Here is a 19,113-nt window from a genome sequence, read left to right as displayed (position 1 = left end):
CCCACCCTCGGTTGATCCGGAAGGCAGCTGCCTAGGCTCTCAATCATGGGATCGGTCAACAGGGTGTACCTGGCGCGGCTCTCGCGGATGTCGGTGCTGGGACCGCTCGGCGAATCCTTCGGGCGCGTTCGCGATGTCGTGATCAGCATCAGCATTGTCCGCCAACAACCGCGAGTGCTCGGGCTGGTGGTCGATTTGGCGACCCGCCGCAAGATATTCATACCGATTCTGCGGGTCGCCGCGATCGAGCCGCACGCGGTGACACTGAGCACCGGCAACGTGTCACTGCACCGCTTCGAGCAGCGGCCAGGCGAGGCTCTGGCGCTGGGTCAAGTGCTCGACACCCTGGTGAAGGTCAACGATCCCGCACTACCCGAGCTGGCCGGCGTCGACGTCGTGGTCACCGACCTGGGTGTCGAGCAAACCCGAAGTCGCGACTGGATGGTGACTAGGGTCGCCGTCCGCACCCAACGTCGGCTCCGACGGCGCTGCCCAGTGCACGTCGTGGACTGGCACAACGTGGCGGGGTTGACGCCGTCGGCCTTGGCGATGCCGGGTCAAGACGTGGCACAGCTGCTCGACCAGTTCGAGGGATGGAAAGCGGTCGACGTGGCCGACGCCATCCGCGGGCTGCCGCCGAAGCGCCGCCACGAGGTGTTCAAGGCGCTCCACGACAAGCGCTTGGCCGACGTCCTGCAGGAGCTGCCCGAACTGGATCAGGCCGAGGTGTTGTCGCAACTGGGCACCGAACGCGCGGCCGACGTGCTGGAGGAGATGGATCCCGACGACGCCGCCGATCTGCTCGCGGTCCTGAATCCGACCGAAGCCGAGTTGCTGCTGACACGAATGGATCCCGGCGACTCCGGGCAGGTGCGAAGGCTGCTGACGCACTCCCCCGACACGGCGGGCGGATTGATGACTTCCGATCCGGTGGTGTTGACCCCGGACACCTCGATTGCGGAGGCGTTGGCGCGGGTCCGCGATCCCGATCTCACCCCCGCCCTGGCGTCAATGGTGTTCGTCGCGCGCCCGCCCACGGCCACGCCCACTGGGCACTACCTGGGTTGTGTGCATTTGCAGCGGCTGCTTCGTGACCCGCCGGCCGAGCTGGTCGGCGGAGTTGTGGACACTGACCTGCTCACGCTCACTCCGGAGACCCCGCTGGCCGCGGTGACTCGCTACTTCGCCGCCTACAACCTGGTGTGCGGACCGGTGGTTGACGACGAGAACCACCTGCTGGGAGCGGTGACCGTGGACGACCTGCTCGACCATCTATTGCCGCATGACTGGCGTGTAGATATGCCGGAGCTCGACCCCTCCGGAGCACCGGACAGACCCGGAGGACCACGGTGAGCAAACCCTTCGCGCCGCGCCGTCTGTACACCCCACGCACATCGCGCACGCTCGCCCCGCGGCTGGATCCCGAGGCCGTCGGCAGGACAACCGAATCCATCGCACGGTTTTTCGGAACCGGCCGTTACCTGCTGGTGCAGACGCTGCTCGTACTGACATGGATCGTGCTGAACCTGTTTGCGGTCGGCTTGCGCTGGGATCCGTACCCCTTCATCCTGCTCAATCTGGCCTTCTCCACGCAGGCCTCGTACGCCGCACCGCTGATTCTGCTCGCCCAGAACCGTCAGGAAAAGCGTGACCGCGCGGTGTTCGAAGAGGATCGTCGGCGGGCCGCACAGACCAAGGCCGACACCGAGTACAACGCCCGCGAGCTGGCAGCGCTGCGGCTGGCCATCGGCGAGGTCCCCACGCGCGACTACCTGCGCCACGAACTGGACAGCCTGCGCGCTCTGTTGGCGGAGCTGCAGCCGACGGATCCGGATGTGGCGCAGCCGCGGGTGGCCGACGAGGCGGAGCAGCACGCCAAGAAATCGGGGTGATTACCGAGTCGGCCATTGCGCCACTCCCGTGACAAGAGTTATGTATGGTGATCTAGTTCACGAAACGAAGAAAGAAGCTAAGAAGACATAGGTTTCCGACGGCTCACACACTGAGGACGGTCGAGTGCACATTGGGGGACGCTGGGGTGCACGCCCGGCCGTCGCTGCAGTGCGGCGGGGAGCTTGTCGCCTAACGCGGGCGCCGGCATTCGGCGTGGCAGCGATTGCCCCGTTGGTATTCGCCAGTGCGGTCGGCAGCGCGGCTCCGGTATTCCCCGGGAGAACCGCGCCGGTGCACGCCGTTATCACCCCGGTGGCCGCGGTCGCCGCGTCCGGCATAGACCTGTCCGGTCCGGTCGTCATCGCCATGAAGCGCCCGCCGACCAGCTTCCGCGTGGCGGTAGCTACCATATCGGCTCCACCACCACCGATGATCGTGAATTCGCCTGGTGCGCTTGGCATTCCGGCCATGGCACTGTCCGCCTACCGCAACGCCGAGCTGAAGATGGCCGCTGCCGCCCCTGGCTGTGGCGTCAGTTGGAACTTGCTGGCCGGGATTGGGCGCATCGAGTCGATGCACGCAAACGGCGGCGCCACCGACGCGCGCGGCACCGCGATCCAGCCGATCTACGGCCCAACGCTGGACGGCACCCTGCCAGGCAACGAGATCATCATCCAAAGCAGCGTCGGCAATCGCGTCACGTACGCCCGCGCGATGGGGCCAATGCAGTTCTTGCCCGGCACTTGGGCTCGGTACGCCACCGACGGCGATGACGACGGTGTGGCTGACCCGCAGAACCTGTTCGACTCCACGTTGGCCGCAGCCCGCTACCTGTGTAGCGGTGGGCTCAACCTGCGCGACCCGGCGCAGGTCATGGCCGCGCTCCTGCGCTACAACAACTCGATGCCTTACGCCCAGAACGTACTGGGCTGGGCCGCCGGCTACGCCACCGGTGTGTTCCCGGTTGACTTGCCCCCGATCACCGGTCCGCCACCACCACTCGGCGACGCGCACCTCGAGAATCCGGAGGGTCTCGGGCCCGGCTTGCCGATCAATGTCAACGGCCTGACCGCCGATGGCCCCATGGCGCACCTGCCGCTGATCGACTTGACCCCGCGCCAGGCGGCGCTCAATCCACCGCCGATGTTCCCGTGGATGGCACCTGACCCATCGGCGCCGATGCCCGGCTGCACGCTGATCTGCATTGGCTCACATGGCCCGCCAGTGGGCGCGCCGCCGTTCCCGCCTACCGCTCCCCCACCTCCATTCCTACCTGCCGCTCCCCCACCTCCGGATCCATTGGCCGGCCCGCCTGGCGACGCGGGCCTGGCGCCGCCGGCGCCGGCTCCTGCCGGCTGACCACTCGGCCGTATGCCAAGCCGCCTACACTCGGCGGTGATGTCCGGAACTCGTGATGGCGACCTGAACGCGGCGATACGCACCGCGCTGGGCAAGGTAATCGACCCCGAATTGCGGCGCCCCATCACCGAACTGGGGATGGTCAAAAGCATCGACACCGGCCCGGATGGGAGCGTGCACGTCGAGATCTACCTGACCATCGCCGGCTGCCCGAAGAAGTCCGAAATCACCGAGCGTGTCACCCGGGCGGTCGCCGACGTGCCAGGCACTTCGGCGGTGCGGGTCAGCTTGGACGTGATGAGCGACGAGCAGCGCACCGAGCTGCGTAAGCAGTTGCGTGGCGATACCCGCGAACCCGTCATCCCGTTCGCGCAACCCGATTCCTTGACCCGGGTGTATGCCGTGGCTTCCGGTAAGGGCGGAGTCGGAAAGTCCACCGTCACGGTCAACCTGGCCGCCGCGATGGCCGTCCGCGGCCTGTCGATCGGGGTGCTGGACGCTGATATCCACGGCCACTCTATCCCCCGGATGATGGGCACCACCGACCGGCCTACCCAGGTTGAGTCGATGATCCTGCCGCCGATCGCCCACCAGGTGAAGGTCATCTCGATAGCCCAGTTCACCCAGGGCAACACCCCGGTGGTGTGGCGCGGGCCGATGCTGCACCGGGCGTTGCAGCAGTTTCTGGCCGACGTGTACTGGGGGGATCTGGACGTGCTGCTGCTGGACTTGCCGCCCGGAACCGGCGACGTCGCCATCTCGGTGGCTCAACTGATCCCCAACGCCGAACTCCTGGTGGTCACCACCCCGCAGCTGGCCGCCGCGGAGGTGGCCGAACGGGCCGGCAGCATCGCGCTGCAAACCCGCCAACGCATCGTCGGCGTCGTGGAGAACATGTCGGGGCTCACGCTGCCGGACGGCACCACGATGCAGGTGTTCGGCGAGGGCGGTGGCCGGCTGGTCGCCGAGCGGTTGTCGCGTGCGGTCGGCGCCGACGTGCCGCTGCTGGGTCAGATCCCGCTGGACCCCGCACTGGTGGCCGCCGGCGATTCGGGCGTACCGCTCGTGTTGAGCTCGCCGGACTCGGCGATCGGCAAGGAACTGCATAGCATCGCCGACGGCTTGTCGACTCGACGACGCGGATTGGCGGGCATGTCGCTGGGGTTGGACCCGACACGACGCTAGCGTTGACCGCGTGAGCAGACGCAAAAGAACCCGATTCTGGTCGAAATTGGGTGCCGTTGCGTCTGCTCGGCGTACTAGGCTTTCCGGGGAATGAGTGTTGCCGACGAGACGGCAGGAATGATCGTTCCGATCCGGTGGTTGTGGCGGGTCAGCGCGTATGGCTCACCCCGTTCGAGGTCGGCGATCATGGGAGCGGGATTCTGGCGCAGCTCACCGACGGAGATCGACTTCATAGCGCCGGAGTACAAGGGAATTGTCGACTGTTGTCTACTCTGTTTTTGGTGGGCACGTTGTGATCGTCAGTTACGCATCGTCAGCGACCACGTCAAGAAGAACTCGGTGCCCCCACCCATATCCGAGTTGAACGTTCCCTCGGCACGGTCGCCCGATCGGCGGATCGTGCCCTGTCCGGCGCCGAGGTCGAACGCCCGCTGCGGGAGTTCGGGGTGCGCCCAGGTGATCGCGAGGCTGTCCGAACCGACGTTCCCCTTCAGCACGAGTTCGCCGGCGACAACCTTGCCCGGGCAACTGGTTTCGACGAGGATAAGCGTAGCCTTGCCGGTCAGCTCGTCCTTTCCCGCAAGGCTGACGTTCCCGTCCCATACCGCGTTGCAGATCGAGGCATAGAACCCGGCGATCCGCACGGTTCCGGTCCAGCGCGACGCCGCATCGCCGTCGGCTGTGCCGGTGGTGGTCGCGCGCACTATGCATCTCGGGTCGAGGGTCGTGGTGGGCGTAGCACCGGGCGGCAAGGTTATTTTCGTCGGGCAATCCGGTTCCTCGGTGCCCGGACGACTGCACGCGGCGGTGGTGATCAGGAGCAGCGTCGCTGCCAGCCAGTGCCACTGTCGACTCATCGCGCCTCCCCGGGGCAGGGTGAGTTGGCACGCATCTTGTTGAGCGCTAGCTCAAACGATAACCACGACCCCCGATCACTGTGTTCGGTTTCCGTTGGACCATGCTCGAAATGTGCCAAGCGCAACCGGACCGCAGAGAAATCACCTCGCGCTCGCCGAGCCGGCCCATCGACCGAGCAGCCAGGCGCCGGTGATGTGGGCGCTGTCCGCGTCGCTGGGCTGGATACTCCCGGTGATCGCGCAGCTGGTGTGGTGGGCGGTGCATCCCCAGCCGCCCTGGCCGCACCTGGCCGCGGCCGCTCTCACCGCGGTGGCGATGGTGGTGCACATCGGGGTGGTCCCGCTCTGGCGTTACCGGGTACACCGTTGGGAGATCAGCCCGCAGGCCGTATTCACCCGCACCGGTTGGCTCGTGCAGGAGCGCCGCATCACACCGATTTCCCGGGTGCAGACCGTCGACACCTACCGCGGCCCGATGGACCGGCTGTTCGGGCTGGCCAACGTCACCGTAACCACGGCGTCCTCGGCGGGCGCGGTGCACATCGAGGCGTTGGACACCGACGTCGCCGATCGGGTGGTGGCGCAGCTGACCGACATCGCCGCGCTGCGCGGCGAGGACGCGACATGACCGACCGGCCACACGATTGGCACCGCCTCAGCCCGCGGATGCTGCTGGTGCATCCGGTGCACGAGATGCTGCGCCAGCTCCCGGTACTCATCGGGTCCGTGGTGCTGGGGTCGGCAACCGGCAACCCGGTCTGGCCGCTGGCGGCGCTCGGCGTGACGGTCGTATTCGGCGTGCTGCGTTGGTTTTTCACCACCTACCGCATCGACGACGAAAACGTGTCGCTGCGTACCGGCATACTCAGCCGGCGCGCGGTCTCCGTGCCGCGCAACCGGATTCGCTCGGTGCAGACCGAGGCGCGGCTGTTGCACCGGCTGTTGGGGTTGACGGTGCTGCGGGTGGGCACCGGCCAGGAGGCCCGCGGTGAGGCCGCCTTCGAACTGGACGCGGTCGACTCGGCACGGGTGCCCAGGCTGCGCGCGCTGCTGCTGGCCGAGTCGCTGGCACCCGTCGAGCCGACCGGTCGGGTGCTGGCCCGGTGGCAGTCGTCGTGGTTGCGGTATGCGCCGCTGAGCTTTTCGGGCCTGGTGATGATCGGGGCGGTGATCGGGCTTGGCTACCAAACGGGACTGGCCGTGCGACTCCCGGAATCCGGTTTCGCCAGGTCCGCGGTGGACGCCGCGCAACGCGCCGGGGTGGTACTGGTGGTGGCGGTCACTGTGCTGCTGGTGGTGGGTGTATCGGCACTGTTGGCGGTGCTGTTCTCCTGGTTGACCTACGGCAATCTGCTGCTGCGCCGCGGCGGCAGCGGTCAAGAAGGGGTGCTACACCTGCGGCACGGGCTGCTGCGGGTGCGCGAGCACACCTACGACATGCGCCGGCTGCGTGGCGCCACCTTGCGTGAACCACTGCTGGTGCGGTTATTGCGCGGTGCTCGGCTGGACGCAGTGATGACCGGCGTGCATGGCGAGGGCCAGTCGTCGATGCTGCTGCCACCATGTCCGTTCGAGACCGCGACGGCCGTGCTGACCGACCTGATCGACAACACCGACGCGGCAGCGGGGCCGCTGCGCCGGCACGGCCCGGCCGCCGCCCGGCGCAGGTGGACCCGGGCGCTGTTGGTCCCGACGCTGGCCGGAGTTGCGCTGATCGCAGCGGCGCCGATTCTCGGCGTGCCGGGGTGGGCGTGGACACTGTGGGCGGTGTTGACCGCGGGTTGCGCTGGGCTGGCCGTCGATCGGGTCCGATCACTCGGGCACCGCGTCGCCGACGGCTGGTTGGTTGCGCGCGCCGGCAGCCTACAGCGTCGCCGCGATTGCATCGCCTGCACCGGCATCATCGGCTGGACGGTGCGCCAGACACTGTTCCAGCGGAGGGCGGGGGTGGCGACGCTCGTGGCGGCCACCGTGGCGGGCCGCAAGGGTTATCAGGTGCTCGATGTGCCCGCGGAGCTGGCGTGGTCGGTGGCCGGCGCCGCGTCGCCCTGGGTGGCCGACAGTGTGTGGTTGCGCCACGGATCTTGAGGGATCCTGAGCCAGGATGAACCTCACCGTCGAGATCGACGTCAGCGCGATGCTCACTGGGGTTTTTCCGCGCTGGTGTCGATGTCGACGGTCTAACTGACGGATATCGTGTGGACGTGGCGCATCTGATGGCCGCGGCGGTGCTGTTCGACATCGACGGCGTGCTGGTGCTGTCGTGGCGCGCGATTCCCGGGGCCGCCGAGACCGTGCGGCAACTGACCCATCGGGGAATCGCCTGCGCGTATCTGACCAACACCACGACGCGCACCCGCCGGCAGATCGCCGAGGCGCTGGGTGCCGCGGGGATCCCCGTCGCCGCCGACGACGTGATCACGGCCGGGGTGCTGACGGCCGAGTACCTGCACGGCGCCTATCCCGGCGCGCGGTGCTTCCTGGTGAACAACGGCGACATCACCGAGGACTTGCCCGGCATCGACGTCGTCTTGTCGACCGAGATCGGTCCCGAGGATTGCCCCGAAGCCCCCGACGTCGTCGTGCTCGGCAGTGCCGGCCCCCAGTTCGATCACCGCACGCTCAGCCGGGTCTATGGGTGGATGCTCGACGGCGTTCCGGTGGTGGCGATGCACCGCAATATGACCTGGAACACCACCGACGGGCTGCGCATCGACACCGGGATGTACCTGACCGGAATGGAACAGGCCTGCGGCAAGACCGCCACCGCCATCGGCAAGCCTGCGGCCGAGGGATTCCTGGCGGCCGCCGACCGCGTCGGTGTCGATCCACAGCAGATGGTCATGATCGGCGACGATCTGCACAACGACGTGCTGGCCGCCCAGGCGGTGGGCATGACGGGTGTGCTGGTGCGCACCGGCAAGTTCCGCCAGCAAACGCTGGATCGCTGGCTGGCCGGCGCCAGCGCGACCCGGCCGCACCACGTGATCGACTCGGTGGCCGGCCTGCCGCCGTTGCTCGGGTGTTAGCTCGCCGGGCCCGACCGCCGGCCGTCACCGATCTAGGTGGCATCGCTGTCAAACGGGATGGGCCCCGCACCGATCTGCTCAGTAGCGTCCGGCCCCGCCGAGCCCGCCGCATCCGGTTTCTTCGGCGTCGGTCGGTCGAAGTCTCCGGTGAACAGGGAATCATCGCCATCCAGTAGGTGCTTGGTCAACGCAGCCCGCGGAGTCATTCCCCGTAGCTTCTGCAGCTCACCGAGATGTCCCCGCAGATCATCGAATTCGGGTCCAATGTCCTCACGTAGCTGGCTGGTCACACCGCTGAGATAGTCGCGCGCCTGCCGCAGAGCGCTTGCCGCCCAGCGGATGGCACCCGGGAGCCGCTCCGGGCCAAGCACCACCAGCCCGACCATGACGAGGACGAGCATTTCCCACCAACCGATGTTGGCGAACACTCTAGGTGCTATCGGGGTCCGGTTTCACCGTCAGCGTCACATGCCGACCCTCGCGGACCACCTCTATCGGAGCGTCCTGGCCGATAGCCAACTGGCGCACGGCGACGACGAACTCGTCGGAGTCGGCGACCGCGCGGTTACCGACCTTGACGATCACATCGTTCTCCAAGATCCCGCCCTTCTGCGCGGGACTTCCCGCCTTTACATTGGCCACCTGCGCGCCCGACGCGATCGCGTTGCTTACTGACCGGGTGCTGATGCCCAACGTCGGATGCACGATCTTTCCGTCTTTGATCAGAGAATTTGCCACCAATTTCATCTCGTTGACCGGGATCGCAAAGCCCAGCCCGCTGGCGCTATCCGACAGTGACTTACCGGCGGTGTTGATGCCAATCACCTGGGCATCCATGTCGATTAGCGGACCGCCGGAGTTACCGTGGTTGATCGAGGCGTCGGTCTGAATTGCGTCAATGACGGTGTCGGTGTCAGAGCCCTCGCCCGACAACGGAACGGGGCGGTGTAGCGCGCTGACAATGCCCTGGGTCACCGTACTGCGCAGCCCCAGGGGCGCGCCGACCGCGAGGACTTCGTCACCGACCCGTACCTTGCTGGAATCACCGAGCCGGGCCACGGTCAGATTGTCGACGTTGTCGACCTTGAGGACGGCCAAGTCGGTCTTGGGGTCACGACCCACCAGATTGGCGGGCACCTCCTTGCCGTCGTTGAACACCACGGTCGTCTTGAACTGGCTGGGATTGTTGGCCGCCTCAGAGATCACGTGATTGTTGGTGACGATGTAGCCGCGGCCATCGACGATGACGCCGGAACCTTGCATGCCCTCCTGGTCGCTGACCGACTCAATGGTCACCACCGAATCGGCCACGGCGGCCGCCACCTTGGTGAACCGGCCGGCCGGTTCCTGGGCATTGCCAGTGGTCGACAGGGTCACCTTCGACGTGGTGAACGCATCGACTACTTCCGCGGTCTTGCGGCCGATGACACCGCCGATGCCGCCGATCACCAGTGCGATAGCGACCAAGATGCCCAGCGCCAAGTAGGACACCTTGCCGCCAAACAGCACGTCGCGCACACCCAGCTTGCCGCTGCCGGCCAGCGCACCGTGCGGTGCCGGCGCGGCTAGCGCTGGCGTCCCCAGCGCGGCCGCGGCCGCGGGGTCGCGCCACGGATCGTCGGGCTCGTCGGGGCCGGCACCGTCTTTCTCAGCTGCCAGCGCTCCGGCATCGATGGGATGGCGCTGCAGCGATTCGGCGCCCGCGAACGGACGACCGAACGCCTCCTGAAGCACCGGGTCAGCAAGCTGATCGTTCGGTGTGAAGTCAGACTGGTCCTGGTACTTCTGCGGGCGCACACGCTCGGCCACAAAGGACCCTTGGACCCCGGACGGACGCCCGAACGCTTGACGCGACGCCGGGTCGACCGGTGGCCGAAAAACCGGGCGCGGCGCCAGGCGGCCTCCGCCGTTCGGGCCGCCGTTGTTGCCTTGGTCGGAGGTCACCTCATCCTCATTCTGAATCTGGGCGCTAAAACGTGCAGGCATCGCGTTGTCCGTGTCCACCCTAGTATCCACGGATCGCGACCACTCGCCATGAACTCGCAGCAACCCCGCCATGCGCTGCGACAAGTGGCTCACCGGCTAGCGACGCACCCGCGATTGCCGGCCCCGATTCCCGCCATCGCCGTCAGCGAAGCGGTCGCCGAAGCCTGCCGCAGCCCCGTCGGGCGGGCCCTGGGATGAACCTCCAGACGAACCTTTAGATGGACCTTCAGGTGGACAACGCGGGATCTCGGACAGTAATCCGAGCAACGTGCTGGGGATGCGGATCGGGTGGGAATCGCGCAGAGCGGCGCGGGCACGACTTTGGTCGTCCACTTCGGCCGCGCATTGGGCACACAGCGAAAGGTGATGCGCGGCCCGCAAGTGCGCGTTCATCCGCAGCTCGCCGTCGACGAAAGCCGCGATGGCCTCGATTGACAGGTGCTCGGTGGAACGGAACTGCCGCGGCGCGCCGACCGGCGCGTCACTCTGGGAGGCGAACTGCGCCGGGAGCCAGGAAAACGCGCGCCGGAACACATGTCCCACGCTTCCGGGGTCGGCCATCACCACCTCCTTCCGCCACCTAGCGAGCCACCGGTATCTCGAATGTAGCGCGGCGCGGTGCCGGAAAACCATCGCCAGCCGGTAAAACCCCAGGATTCGGGACCGATTGGCAACCATGCGGTAGCCGAACCGACGCGCTCGGCGGCCGTTGAGTAGTTCAGCGAACTGGGTTGACGTGAACTGCGCACTCGCCATGTTCGGGGTGCGCTGCCAGGTAGTCCCGCAGTGCCTGGCGTCCGCGGTGTATCCGGCTACGTACCGTCCCGAGCTTCACGCCCAGTGTGGCGCCGATCTCCTCGTACGACAGACCCTCGATGTCACACAGCACCACCGCGGCACGAAACTCCGGCGGCAGCGAGGCCAAGGCAGCCTGCAGGTCAGGTCCCAGCCGTGCGTCGTGGTAGATCTGCTCGGGGTTGGGCTCATCGGCGGGCACCCGGTCGTAGTCCTCGGGTAACGCCTCCATCCGGATGCGAGCCCGGCGGCGGACCATGTCCAGGAACAAGTTGGTGGTGATGCGGTGTAGCCAGCCTTCGAAGGTGCCCGGCTGGTAATTCTGGACCGACCGGAACACCCTGATAAAGGTCTCCTGGGTCAGGTCTTCGGCATCGTGCTGGTTGCCGGAGAGCCGATAAGCCAGCCGGTACACCCGATCGGCGTGCTGACGGACCAGCTCATCCCAGGACGGCATGGTGGCCTTGTCCCCGGTGGCGTCGAATACGGCGGTGCCCTGCAATTGGTCAGACGGCTCCACCCACTGGTCATCGCGGACCTGTTGGGGATGAGACATGCTGGTCGGACTCAAGGTCGTGATGGTCGTGATATTGAGATCCTCCGAATTTGCACTGCAATAAGTTGGCAAGTCGTCACCGTCGGCAACGCAAAGTTGCGATTCCGTATTCCCAACCCGGGGTCCGCCGAGGAGTTCCATGGGAATTACCGTCGCGTACCGGCGTATGGGCCATATATGAGCAATCTGAGCTTTGGCTTAGAAACCATACCGTTACCTGCGCTGTCCAGGGAATATCGAGTCAAAGTGACCTTCGTCGCGTCCGGCACGCCGGGCGTGTCGGGTACAGCCGCAAGCGTCCAGCTCGGTGCTCGGCCGGCGTTCGAACCAGGCGCGCCTGCCCGACGGCGTCGCCAATTGGACATACGCTGCGGGCATGGACGGCACCCCCGGACACGACGACATGCCTGGCCAGCCGGCCCCCAGCCGAGGCGAATCACTCTGGGCGCACGCCGAGGGGTCAATATCTGAAGACGTGATCCTGGCCGGCGCCCGCGAGCGCGCAACCGACATCGGGGCCGGGGCGGTAACACCGGCGGTGGGTGCGTTGCTGTGCTTGCTGGCCAAGCTCAGCGGAGGCAAGGCGGTGGCCGAAGTGGGTACCGGGGCCGGCGTCAGCGGCCTGTGGCTGTTGTCGGGCATGCGCGACGACGGCGTCTTGACCACCATCGATATCGAGCCCGAGCATCTACGCCTTGCCAGGCAGGCCTTTGCCGAGGCGGGCATCGGGCCGTCGCGTACCAGGCTGATCAGCGGCCGCGCCCAAGAGGTGCTGACCCGGCTCGCCGACGCATCCTACGACCTGGTATTCATCGACGCCGACCCGATCGACCAGCCAGATTACGTCGCCGAGGGGGTGCGGCTGCTGCGATCCGGCGGGGTCATCGTCGTGCACCGGGCGGCGCTGGGCGGTCGGGCCGGTGATCCCGGGGCGCGCGACGCCGAGGTGATCGCGGTTCGCGAGGCGGCCCGGCTTATCGCCGAGGATGAACGGCTCACTCCGGCACTGGTGCCGCTGGGCGACGGCGTGCTGGCAGCCGTGCGGGACTAATTCGGCGAGCAGACGCAAAATCGCCCTGAACCGTGCGTTCCAGGGCGATTTTGCGTCTGCTCGGCAAAGTTCGCGGCCTTCACGGATTCCCAACGGCGCCCTCCCTTGACCGGGGATGAACGTACGTTTAATATCCTGAACATGCGTTCAGCCGATCTGACCGCGCACGCCAGGATCAGAGAGGCGGCCATCGAACAGTTCGGTCGGCACGGATTCGGTGTCGGGCTGCGAGCCATCGCCGAAGCGGCGGGGGTGAGCGCGGCATTGGTCATCCACCATTTCGGTTCCAAGGAAGGTCTGCGCAAGGCCTGCGACGACTTCGTCGCCGAAGAGATCCGCAGCAGCAAGGCTGCGGCACTGAAGTCCAACGACCCGACCACCTGGCTCGCGCAGATGGCCGAGATCGAATCCTACGCACCGCTGATGGCATACCTGGTGCGCAGCATGCAATCCGGCGGCGAGCTGGCGAAGATGCTGTGGCAGAAGATGATCGACAACGCCGAGGAGTACCTGGACGAAGGAGTACGCGCCGGTACGGTCAAGCCCAGCCGCGACCCGCGCGCCCGTGCTCGGTTTCTGGCGATCACCGGAGGCGGAGGCTTCCTGCTTTATCTGCAAATGCACGAAAACCCAACCGATCTCCGTGCAGCGTTACGCGACTACGCGCACGACATGGTGCTGCCTTCCCTGGAGGTCTACACCGAAGGCCTGCTGGCCGACCGCGCCATGTACGAGGCCTTCCTGGCCGAAGCTCAACAAGGAGAAGCACATGTCGGCTGACAACCACCAGGTGCCCATCGAGATTCGCGGACTGACCAAGCACTTCGGGTCGGTGCGGGCGCTCGACGGGCTCGACCTCACGGTGCGCGAGGGCGAAGTGCACGGCTTCCTCGGCCCCAACGGCGCGGGCAAGTCCACGACCCTGCGCATCCTGCTAGGCCTGGTGAAGGCCGACGGCGGAAGCGTGCGGTTGCTGGGCGGTGACCCCTGGACCGACGCCGTCGACCTGCACCGCCACATCGCCTATGTTCCAGGCGATGTCACATTGTGGCCGTCGCTGACCGGTGGTGAGACCATCGACCTGCTGGCCCGCATGCGAGGCGGCATCGACAACGCTCGTCGCGCGGAACTGATCGAGCGCTTCGGCCTGGACCCAACCAAGAAGGCGCGCACCTACTCCAAGGGCAACCGCCAAAAGGTCTCCCTGATCTCGGCATTGTCGTCGCACGCCACTCTGCTGCTCTTGGATGAGCCGAGCAGCGGCCTGGACCCGTTGATGGAAAACGTGTTTCAGCAGTGCATCGGCGAAGCACGCCAACGCGGTGTGACGGTGCTGTTGTCCAGCCATATTCTGGCCGAGACCGAAGCGCTGTGCGAAAAGGTGACCATCATCCGAGCCGGCAAGACCGTCGAAAGCGGTTCACTAGACGCCTTGCGGCACCTCAGCCGCACCTCGATCAAGGCCGAAATGATCGGTGATCCAGGAGACCTCAGCCAAATCAAGGGAGTCGAGGACATCAGCATCGAGGGCACCACAGTGCGCGCCCAGGTCGACAGCGAAAGCCTGAGAGAACTCATCCAAGTGCTCGGCCACGCCGGTGTGCGCAGCCTGGTCAGTCAGCCGCCCACCCTGGAGGAGCTGTTCCTGCGCCACTACAGCCTGGGCCCCGAGGTCGCAGCCGAGCAACAGGTGGCAACGCCGTGAGCAGTACGGTCATCGATCGCGCGAGACCCGCAGGACACCGTGCACCACACCGCGGTTCGGGCTTCACCGGCACACTGGGGTTGCTGCGCCTGTACCTGCGCCGCGACCGGGTGTCGTTGCCGCTGTGGGTGCTGCTGCTGTCGGTGCCGCTGGCCACCGTGTACATCGCCAGCGTCGAAACGGTTTACCCCGACCGGTCCGCCCGCGCCGCCGCGGCGGCCGCCATTATGGCCAGCCCGGCACAGCGCGCGCTCTACGGGCCGGTCTACAACGACAGCCTGGGTGCGGTCGGAATCTGGAAAGCCGGGATGTTTCACACCCTCATCGCGGTGGCGGTCATCCTCACGGTGATTCGGCACACCCGCGCGGACGAGGAAAGCGGCCGTGCCGAATTGATCGATTCGACCGTGGTCGGGCGCTACGCCAACCTCACCGGCGCGCTGCTGCTGTCGTTCGGTGCGTCGATCGCGACCGGCGCGATCGGTGCATTGGGTCTGCTTGCCACCGATGTGGCTCCGGCCGGGTCGGTAGCGTTTGGCGTGGCGCTGGCGGCCTCCGGGATGGTCTTCACGGCGGTGGCCGCGGTGGCCGCGCAGCTGTCGCCGAGCGCCCGATTCACCCGCGCGGTCGCGTTCGCCGTCCTGGGCACCGCGTTCGCGCTGCGTGCCATCGGTGATGCCGGCTCGGGCACGCTGTCCTGGTGCTCGCCGCTGGGGTGGTCGCTGCAGGTCAGACCCTACGCGGGAGAGCGTTGGTGGGTGCTGCTGCTGTCGCTGGCGACCGCGGCCGTGCTTACCGTGCTGGCCTATCGATTACGCGCCGGCCGTGATGTCGGTGCCGGACTGATCGCCGAACGCCCCGGCGCCGGCACCGCCGGGCCCATGCTGAGCGAGCCCTTCGGGCTGGCATGGCGGCTCAATCGCGGCTCCCTGCTGTTGTGGACCGTCGGCCTGTGCCTGTACGGGCTGGTGATGGGCAGTGTGGTGCACGGCATCGGGGATCAGCTGGGCGATAACACCGCGGTGCGTGACATCGTCACCCGGATGGGCGGCACCGGCGCACTGGAACAGGCCTTCCTTGCGCTGGCCTTCACCATGATCGGCATGGTCGCCGCCGCATTCGCCGTCTCGCTGACCCTACGACTGCACCAAGAGGAAACCGGGCTGCGGGCCGAGACCCTGCTCGCCGGGGCGGTTTCCCGGACCCATTGGCTGGCAAGCCATCTGGCGATGGCGCTGGCCGGATCGGCGGTGGCGACCCTGATCTCCGGCGTGGCGGCCGGACTCGCCTACGGCATGACCGTCGGTGACGTCGGCGGCAAGCTGCCCACCGTGGTCGGCACCGCGGCCGTGCAACTGCCGGCCGTGTGGTTGTTATCGGCGGTGACCGTGGGATTGTTCGGGTTGGCGCCGCGGTTCACGCCGGTGGCGTGGGGCGTGCTGGTCGGGTTCATCGCGCTGTACCTGCTCGGCTCGTTGGCGGGGTTCCCGCAGATGCTGCTCAACCTGGAGCCGTTCGCCCACATCCCGCGGGTCGGCGGCGGCGATTTCACCGCGGTGCCGTTGCTGTGGCTGCTGGCCATAGATGCAGCCCTGATCACCCTGGGCGCCATGGCCTTCCGACGGCGTGACGTTCGCTGCTAGGAGGAGCCATGCACATTGGGCTGAAGATATTCATATGGGGCGTGTTAGGACTCGTCGTTTTCGGCGCGCTCCTATTCGGGCCAGCCGGCACGTTCGACTATTGGCAGGCGTGGGTGTTCCTCGCCGCATTTGTGAGCACCACGATTGGCCCCACAATCTATCTGGCTCGCAACGATCCCGCGGCCCTTCAACGTCGCATGCGCAGCGGTCCGCTCGCGGAGGGCCGAACGATTCAGAAGTTCATCGTCATCGGCGCTTTTCTGGGGTTCTTCGCGATGATGGTGCTGAGCGCGTGCGACCATCGTTATGGTTGGTCGTCAGTGCCAGCCGCGGTGTGCGTGATCGGCGACGTCCTAGTGATGACGGGCCTTGGCATCGCCATGCTGGTGGTCATCCAGAACAGGTATGCCGCCTCGACGGTCAGGGTGGAGGCGGGCCAGATATTGGCCTCCGACGGTCTCTACAAAATTGTCCGACACCCGATGTACGCCGGGAACGTGGTCATGATGACAGGCATACCGCTGGCACTGGGCTCTTACTGGGCGATGTTCATCCTCGTCCCCGGCACACTGGTGTTGGTGTTCCGCATCCTCGACGAGGAAAAACTACTGACGCAAGAACTCAGCGGGTACCGCGAATACCGGCAACTGGTGCGCTACCGGTTGGTGCCCTACGTGTGGTAGCGGTCGAATAGCTTTAGGGTAACGGGCGTGGCCAGAAACCCGTCACCTGCCTTGGACCGGCCGTGGCGACGTCCCGGTGCTCTCCGGTATGCGCTGGAGCGGGTTCGCGGCGTCGCCAAGCCGCCGATCACCGTCACCGATCCGCCGGCCGACGTCGTCATAGAACGCGACGTCGAGGTGCCTACCCGCGACGGAACGCTGCTGCGGATCAACGTCTTTCGTAGCGCCGAAGGTGGGGCTAGGCCGGTGATCGCGAGCATCCATCCCTACGGCAAGGACGCCCTGCCGCGGCGGCGGGGCAACCGGTGGACGTTCTCACCACAATACCGGATGCTGCGCCAGCCGAAGCCGCTGACCTTCTCGGCGCTGACCGGCTGGGAGGCGCCGGACCCGGCGTGGTGGACCGCGCAGGGCTTCGTCGTGGTCAATGCGGATTCGCGCGGCTGCGGCCGCTCCGACGGTACCGGAGACCTGCTGTCACACCAGGAAGCCGAGGACACCTACGACCTGGTGGGATGGCTCGCCGACCAGGCATGGAGTGATGGGCGCGTCGTCATGCTGGGGGTGTCTTATCTGGCCATTAGCCAGTACGCCGTGGCCGCGCTGCAACCGCCGGCGCTGCGGGCGATCTGCCCGTGGGAGGGTTTCACCGACGCCTACCGCGACTTGGCCTTTCCCGGCGGCATCCGGGAGTCAGGGTTCACCCGGCTGTGGTCGCGCGGGGTGCGACGTCGCACACGTCAGACCTACGACATGGAGCAGATGCAAGAGGCTCACCCGCTGCGCGACGATTTCTGGCGCTCGCGAGTACCCGACCTGTCGGCGATCAAGGTTCCGATGCTGGTCTGCGGTAGCTTCTCGGACAACAACTTGCACAGCCGCGGGTCGATCCGCGCTTTTACCCGCAGCGGCTGCGGTCACGCCCGGCTGTATACCCATCGCGGGGGCAAATGGGAGACCTTCTACTCAGCGACCGCGCTGTCCGAGCAGCTGAAGTTCTTGCGAGACGCGCTGGCCGGCTCCTCCGGTTCGCGCAGCGTTCGCCTCGAGGTGCGTGAGGATCGCGACACCATCACCGCGGTGCGTGAAGAGACCCAGTGGCCGCTTGCCGGCACGCGTTGGCGGCCAATGTATCTCGCCGGGCCGGGGCTGCTGGCAACCGAGCCGCCGCCGACGGCGGGCAGCATCAGGTTCCAAACTCGCTCTCGGGCAGCAGCATTCAATTGGACGATCCCCGAAGACATCGAGTTGACCGGCCCGATGGCCGCCCGCCTGTGGGTTCAATTGGATGGCTGCGACGACGCGAACCTGTTCGTCGGAGTGGAGAAGTGGCGCGATGGCCAGTTCGTTGCGTTTGAGGGGTCCTACGGCTGGGGCCGTGACCGGGTGACCACCGGCTGGCAGCGGGTCTCGCTGCGCGAGCTCGACCCCGAGCTCTCGCAGCCATGGGAGCCGGTCCCGGCGTGTGCTCGGCCCCGGCCGGTCACCGCCGGCGAGGTCGTCGCCGTCGATGTCGCGCTTGGCCCGTCGGCGACATTGTTCCGCGCCGGCGAACAGTTACGACTGGTGGTTGGCGGACGCTGGTTGTCCCCCCGCAACCCGCTCACCGGCCAATTCCCGGCCGCCTACCCACGCCCGCCGCGTGGTCGTGTCACGCTGCACTGGGGCCCACGCTACGACGCGCACCTGCTGATACCGGAGGTCCCTGGGTAGCCCGGGTTGCCGAGCGCTGGCTGACGGCGCGCGTCACACGCGCGGCGTCGGTGACGAGTCCGTCGAAAACACCGCATGCCGTAACGAGCCCACGATAAGGTGTGGCCATGTCGTATCTGGTGGCGCCCCGGACGTGCTGGCATCGGCGGCAACGGATTTGGCGGGCATCGGCTCGGCATTGAGCGCGGCCAATGCCGCCGCGGCAGCCCCAACCACCGCGATGCTGGCCGCCTGTGCCGATGAAGTATCGGCGGTCGTGGCGTCACTGTTCGCCAGACACGCTCAGGCCTATCAGGCGCTTAGCTTGCAGGCGACGGCGTTTCATCAGCAGTTCGTACAAGCCCTGACCGGCGCTGGCGGGGCCTATGCGGCTGCCGAAGCCGTCAACGCTGCTGTGGCGCAGAGCGTGCAGCAAGACGTGCTGAATGTGATCAACGCTCCCACCCAGGCACTGTTCGATCGGTGACGGCGCCAATGGCGGACCGGGCCAAGACGGCGGGCCCGGGGGGTTGATCGGCAACGGCGGCGTGGGAGGTGGCGCGGGGCCGCCGCGGCCGGCGCTCGCGGCGGCGCTGGCGGGCAGCTGTTCGGCCAACCCGGGCCGCCAGGGCCCTAGCCGGCGCGCCCCACCGCGCCGAGCAGACGCAGAATCGCCCAA

20 protein-coding genes and 1 other annotated feature are annotated in these 19,113 nt (G+C 67.0%); of the genes, 14 read left to right on the top strand and 6 right to left on the bottom strand.

What is annotated here, in order from left to right; all coding sequences use genetic code 11:
* Positions 1-45 precede the first annotated feature (45 nt).
* From Rv1232c to mrp, 4 genes are all read left to right on the top strand, one after another.
* Positions 46-1,353 carry a hypothetical protein gene (locus Rv1232c; RefSeq protein NP_215748.1) on the top strand — a complete coding sequence of 436 codons (1,308 nt, stop codon included), beginning with the start codon at positions 46-48 and terminating at the stop codon, positions 1,351-1,353.
* On the top strand, positions 1,350-1,892 hold the full coding sequence (locus Rv1231c; RefSeq protein ID NP_215747.1) for a membrane protein: 543 nt from the start codon (positions 1,350-1,352) through the stop codon (positions 1,890-1,892). Before Rv1232c ends, Rv1231c begins: the two co-directional genes overlap by 4 nt.
* A 124-nt stretch (positions 1,893-2,016) precedes the next feature.
* A complete protein-coding gene (locus Rv1230c; RefSeq protein ID NP_215746.1) occupies positions 2,017-3,252 on the top strand; it encodes a membrane protein in 1,236 nt (411 codons plus the stop codon).
* Positions 3,253-3,264: 12 nt separating this feature from the next.
* Positions 3,265-4,437: a multiple resistance/pH adaptation protein gene (gene mrp / locus Rv1229c; RefSeq protein NP_215745.1), complete on the top strand. Its 1,173-nt coding sequence runs from the start codon at positions 3,265-3,267 to the stop codon at positions 4,435-4,437.
* Positions 4,438-4,511: 74 nt separating this feature from the next.
* On the opposite strand, the gene Rv1228a is transcribed toward mrp, so the two are convergent.
* Both Rv1228a and lpqX read right to left on the bottom strand, forming a co-directional pair.
* Positions 4,512-4,685, bottom strand: a complete 174-nt coding sequence (locus Rv1228a) for a hypothetical protein (protein ID YP_009030032.1) — start codon at positions 4,683-4,685, stop codon at positions 4,512-4,514.
* 51 nt (positions 4,686-4,736) lie between these two features.
* A complete protein-coding gene (gene lpqX / locus Rv1228) occupies positions 4,737-5,294 on the bottom strand; it encodes a lipoprotein LpqX (RefSeq protein NP_215744.1) in 558 nt (185 codons plus the stop codon).
* A gap of 94 nt (positions 5,295-5,388) precedes the next feature.
* On the opposite strand from lpqX, the gene Rv1227c reads away from it, so the two are divergent.
* The 3 genes from Rv1227c (at position 5,389) to Rv1225c (ending at position 8,323) form a co-directional block, all read left to right on the top strand.
* On the top strand, positions 5,389-5,922 hold the full coding sequence (locus Rv1227c) for a transmembrane protein (protein ID NP_215743.1): 534 nt from the start codon (positions 5,389-5,391) through the stop codon (positions 5,920-5,922).
* On the top strand, positions 5,919-7,382 hold the full coding sequence (locus tag Rv1226c; protein ID NP_215742.1) for a transmembrane protein: 1,464 nt from the start codon (positions 5,919-5,921) through the stop codon (positions 7,380-7,382). Before Rv1227c ends, Rv1226c begins: the two co-directional genes overlap by 4 nt.
* Positions 7,383-7,492: 110 nt before the next feature.
* Complete coding sequence (locus tag Rv1225c) at positions 7,493-8,323, top strand: hypothetical protein (RefSeq protein NP_215741.1); 831 nt, start codon at positions 7,493-7,495, stop codon at positions 8,321-8,323.
* A gap of 32 nt (positions 8,324-8,355) precedes the next feature.
* Here Rv1225c and tatB read toward each other — a convergent pair whose 3' ends face one another.
* The 4 genes from tatB to sigE form a co-directional block, all read right to left on the bottom strand.
* Entirely contained in the window at positions 8,356-8,751 is a 396-nt protein-coding gene (tatB, locus tag Rv1224) for a Sec-independent protein translocase protein TatB (protein ID NP_215740.1), read from the bottom strand.
* A 1-nt stretch (position 8,752) separates the two neighbouring features.
* On the bottom strand, positions 8,753-10,339 hold the full coding sequence (gene htrA / locus Rv1223) for a serine protease HtrA (RefSeq protein NP_215739.2): 1,587 nt from the start codon (positions 10,337-10,339) through the stop codon (positions 8,753-8,755).
* A gap of 66 nt (positions 10,340-10,405) precedes the next feature.
* Entirely contained in the window at positions 10,406-10,870 is a 465-nt protein-coding gene (gene rseA, locus Rv1222) for an anti-sigma E factor RseA (protein ID NP_215738.1), read from the bottom strand.
* Positions 10,849-10,940 (bottom strand) — a sequence feature (mpr6, fragment of putative small regulatory RNA (See DiChiara et al., 2010), ends not mapped, ~~118 nt band detected by Northern blot in M. bovis BCG Pasteur.). It overlaps the preceding gene by 22 nt.
* A gap of 87 nt (positions 10,941-11,027) precedes the next feature.
* Positions 11,028-11,801, bottom strand: coding sequence for an ECF RNA polymerase sigma factor SigE (gene sigE, locus Rv1221; protein ID NP_215737.1), 774 nt, complete (start codon positions 11,799-11,801; stop codon positions 11,028-11,030).
* Between the two features lie 262 nt (positions 11,802-12,063).
* Here sigE and Rv1220c point away from each other — a divergent pair, with 262 nt between their 5' ends.
* From Rv1220c to PE14, 7 genes are all read left to right on the top strand, one after another.
* On the top strand, positions 12,064-12,711 hold the full coding sequence (locus tag Rv1220c) for a methyltransferase (RefSeq protein ID NP_215736.1): 648 nt from the start codon (positions 12,064-12,066) through the stop codon (positions 12,709-12,711).
* Positions 12,712-12,852: 141 nt separating this feature from the next.
* Positions 12,853-13,491: a transcriptional regulator gene (locus Rv1219c; protein NP_215735.1), complete on the top strand. Its 639-nt coding sequence runs from the start codon at positions 12,853-12,855 to the stop codon at positions 13,489-13,491.
* On the top strand, positions 13,481-14,416 hold the full coding sequence (locus tag Rv1218c) for a tetronasin ABC transporter ATP-binding protein (protein ID NP_215734.1): 936 nt from the start codon (positions 13,481-13,483) through the stop codon (positions 14,414-14,416). The genes Rv1219c and Rv1218c overlap by 11 nt, the downstream gene beginning before the upstream one ends.
* Positions 14,413-16,059 carry a tetronasin ABC transporter integral membrane protein gene (locus Rv1217c; protein NP_215733.1) on the top strand — a complete coding sequence of 549 codons (1,647 nt, stop codon included), beginning with the start codon at positions 14,413-14,415 and terminating at the stop codon, positions 16,057-16,059. The genes Rv1218c and Rv1217c overlap by 4 nt, the downstream gene beginning before the upstream one ends.
* Positions 16,060-16,067: 8 nt before the next feature.
* Positions 16,068-16,742, top strand: coding sequence for an integral membrane protein (locus Rv1216c; protein NP_215732.1), 675 nt, complete (start codon positions 16,068-16,070; stop codon positions 16,740-16,742).
* 27 nt (positions 16,743-16,769) lie between these two features.
* Positions 16,770-18,455: a hypothetical protein gene (locus tag Rv1215c; RefSeq protein ID NP_215731.1), complete on the top strand. Its 1,686-nt coding sequence runs from the start codon at positions 16,770-16,772 to the stop codon at positions 18,453-18,455.
* Between the two features lie 133 nt (positions 18,456-18,588).
* Positions 18,589-18,921, top strand: a complete 333-nt coding sequence (gene PE14 / locus Rv1214c) for a PE family protein PE14 (protein YP_177797.1) — start codon at positions 18,589-18,591, stop codon at positions 18,919-18,921.
* The last annotated feature ends 192 nt before the right edge of the window (positions 18,922-19,113 follow it).

The sequence above is a fragment of the Mycobacterium tuberculosis H37Rv genome, from assembly GCF_000195955.2.
GTDB lineage: Bacteria > Actinomycetota > Actinomycetes > Mycobacteriales > Mycobacteriaceae > Mycobacterium > Mycobacterium tuberculosis.
The sequence above is the reverse complement of the archived record's forward strand: the minus strand, read 5'-3'. Positions and strand labels throughout refer to the sequence as shown.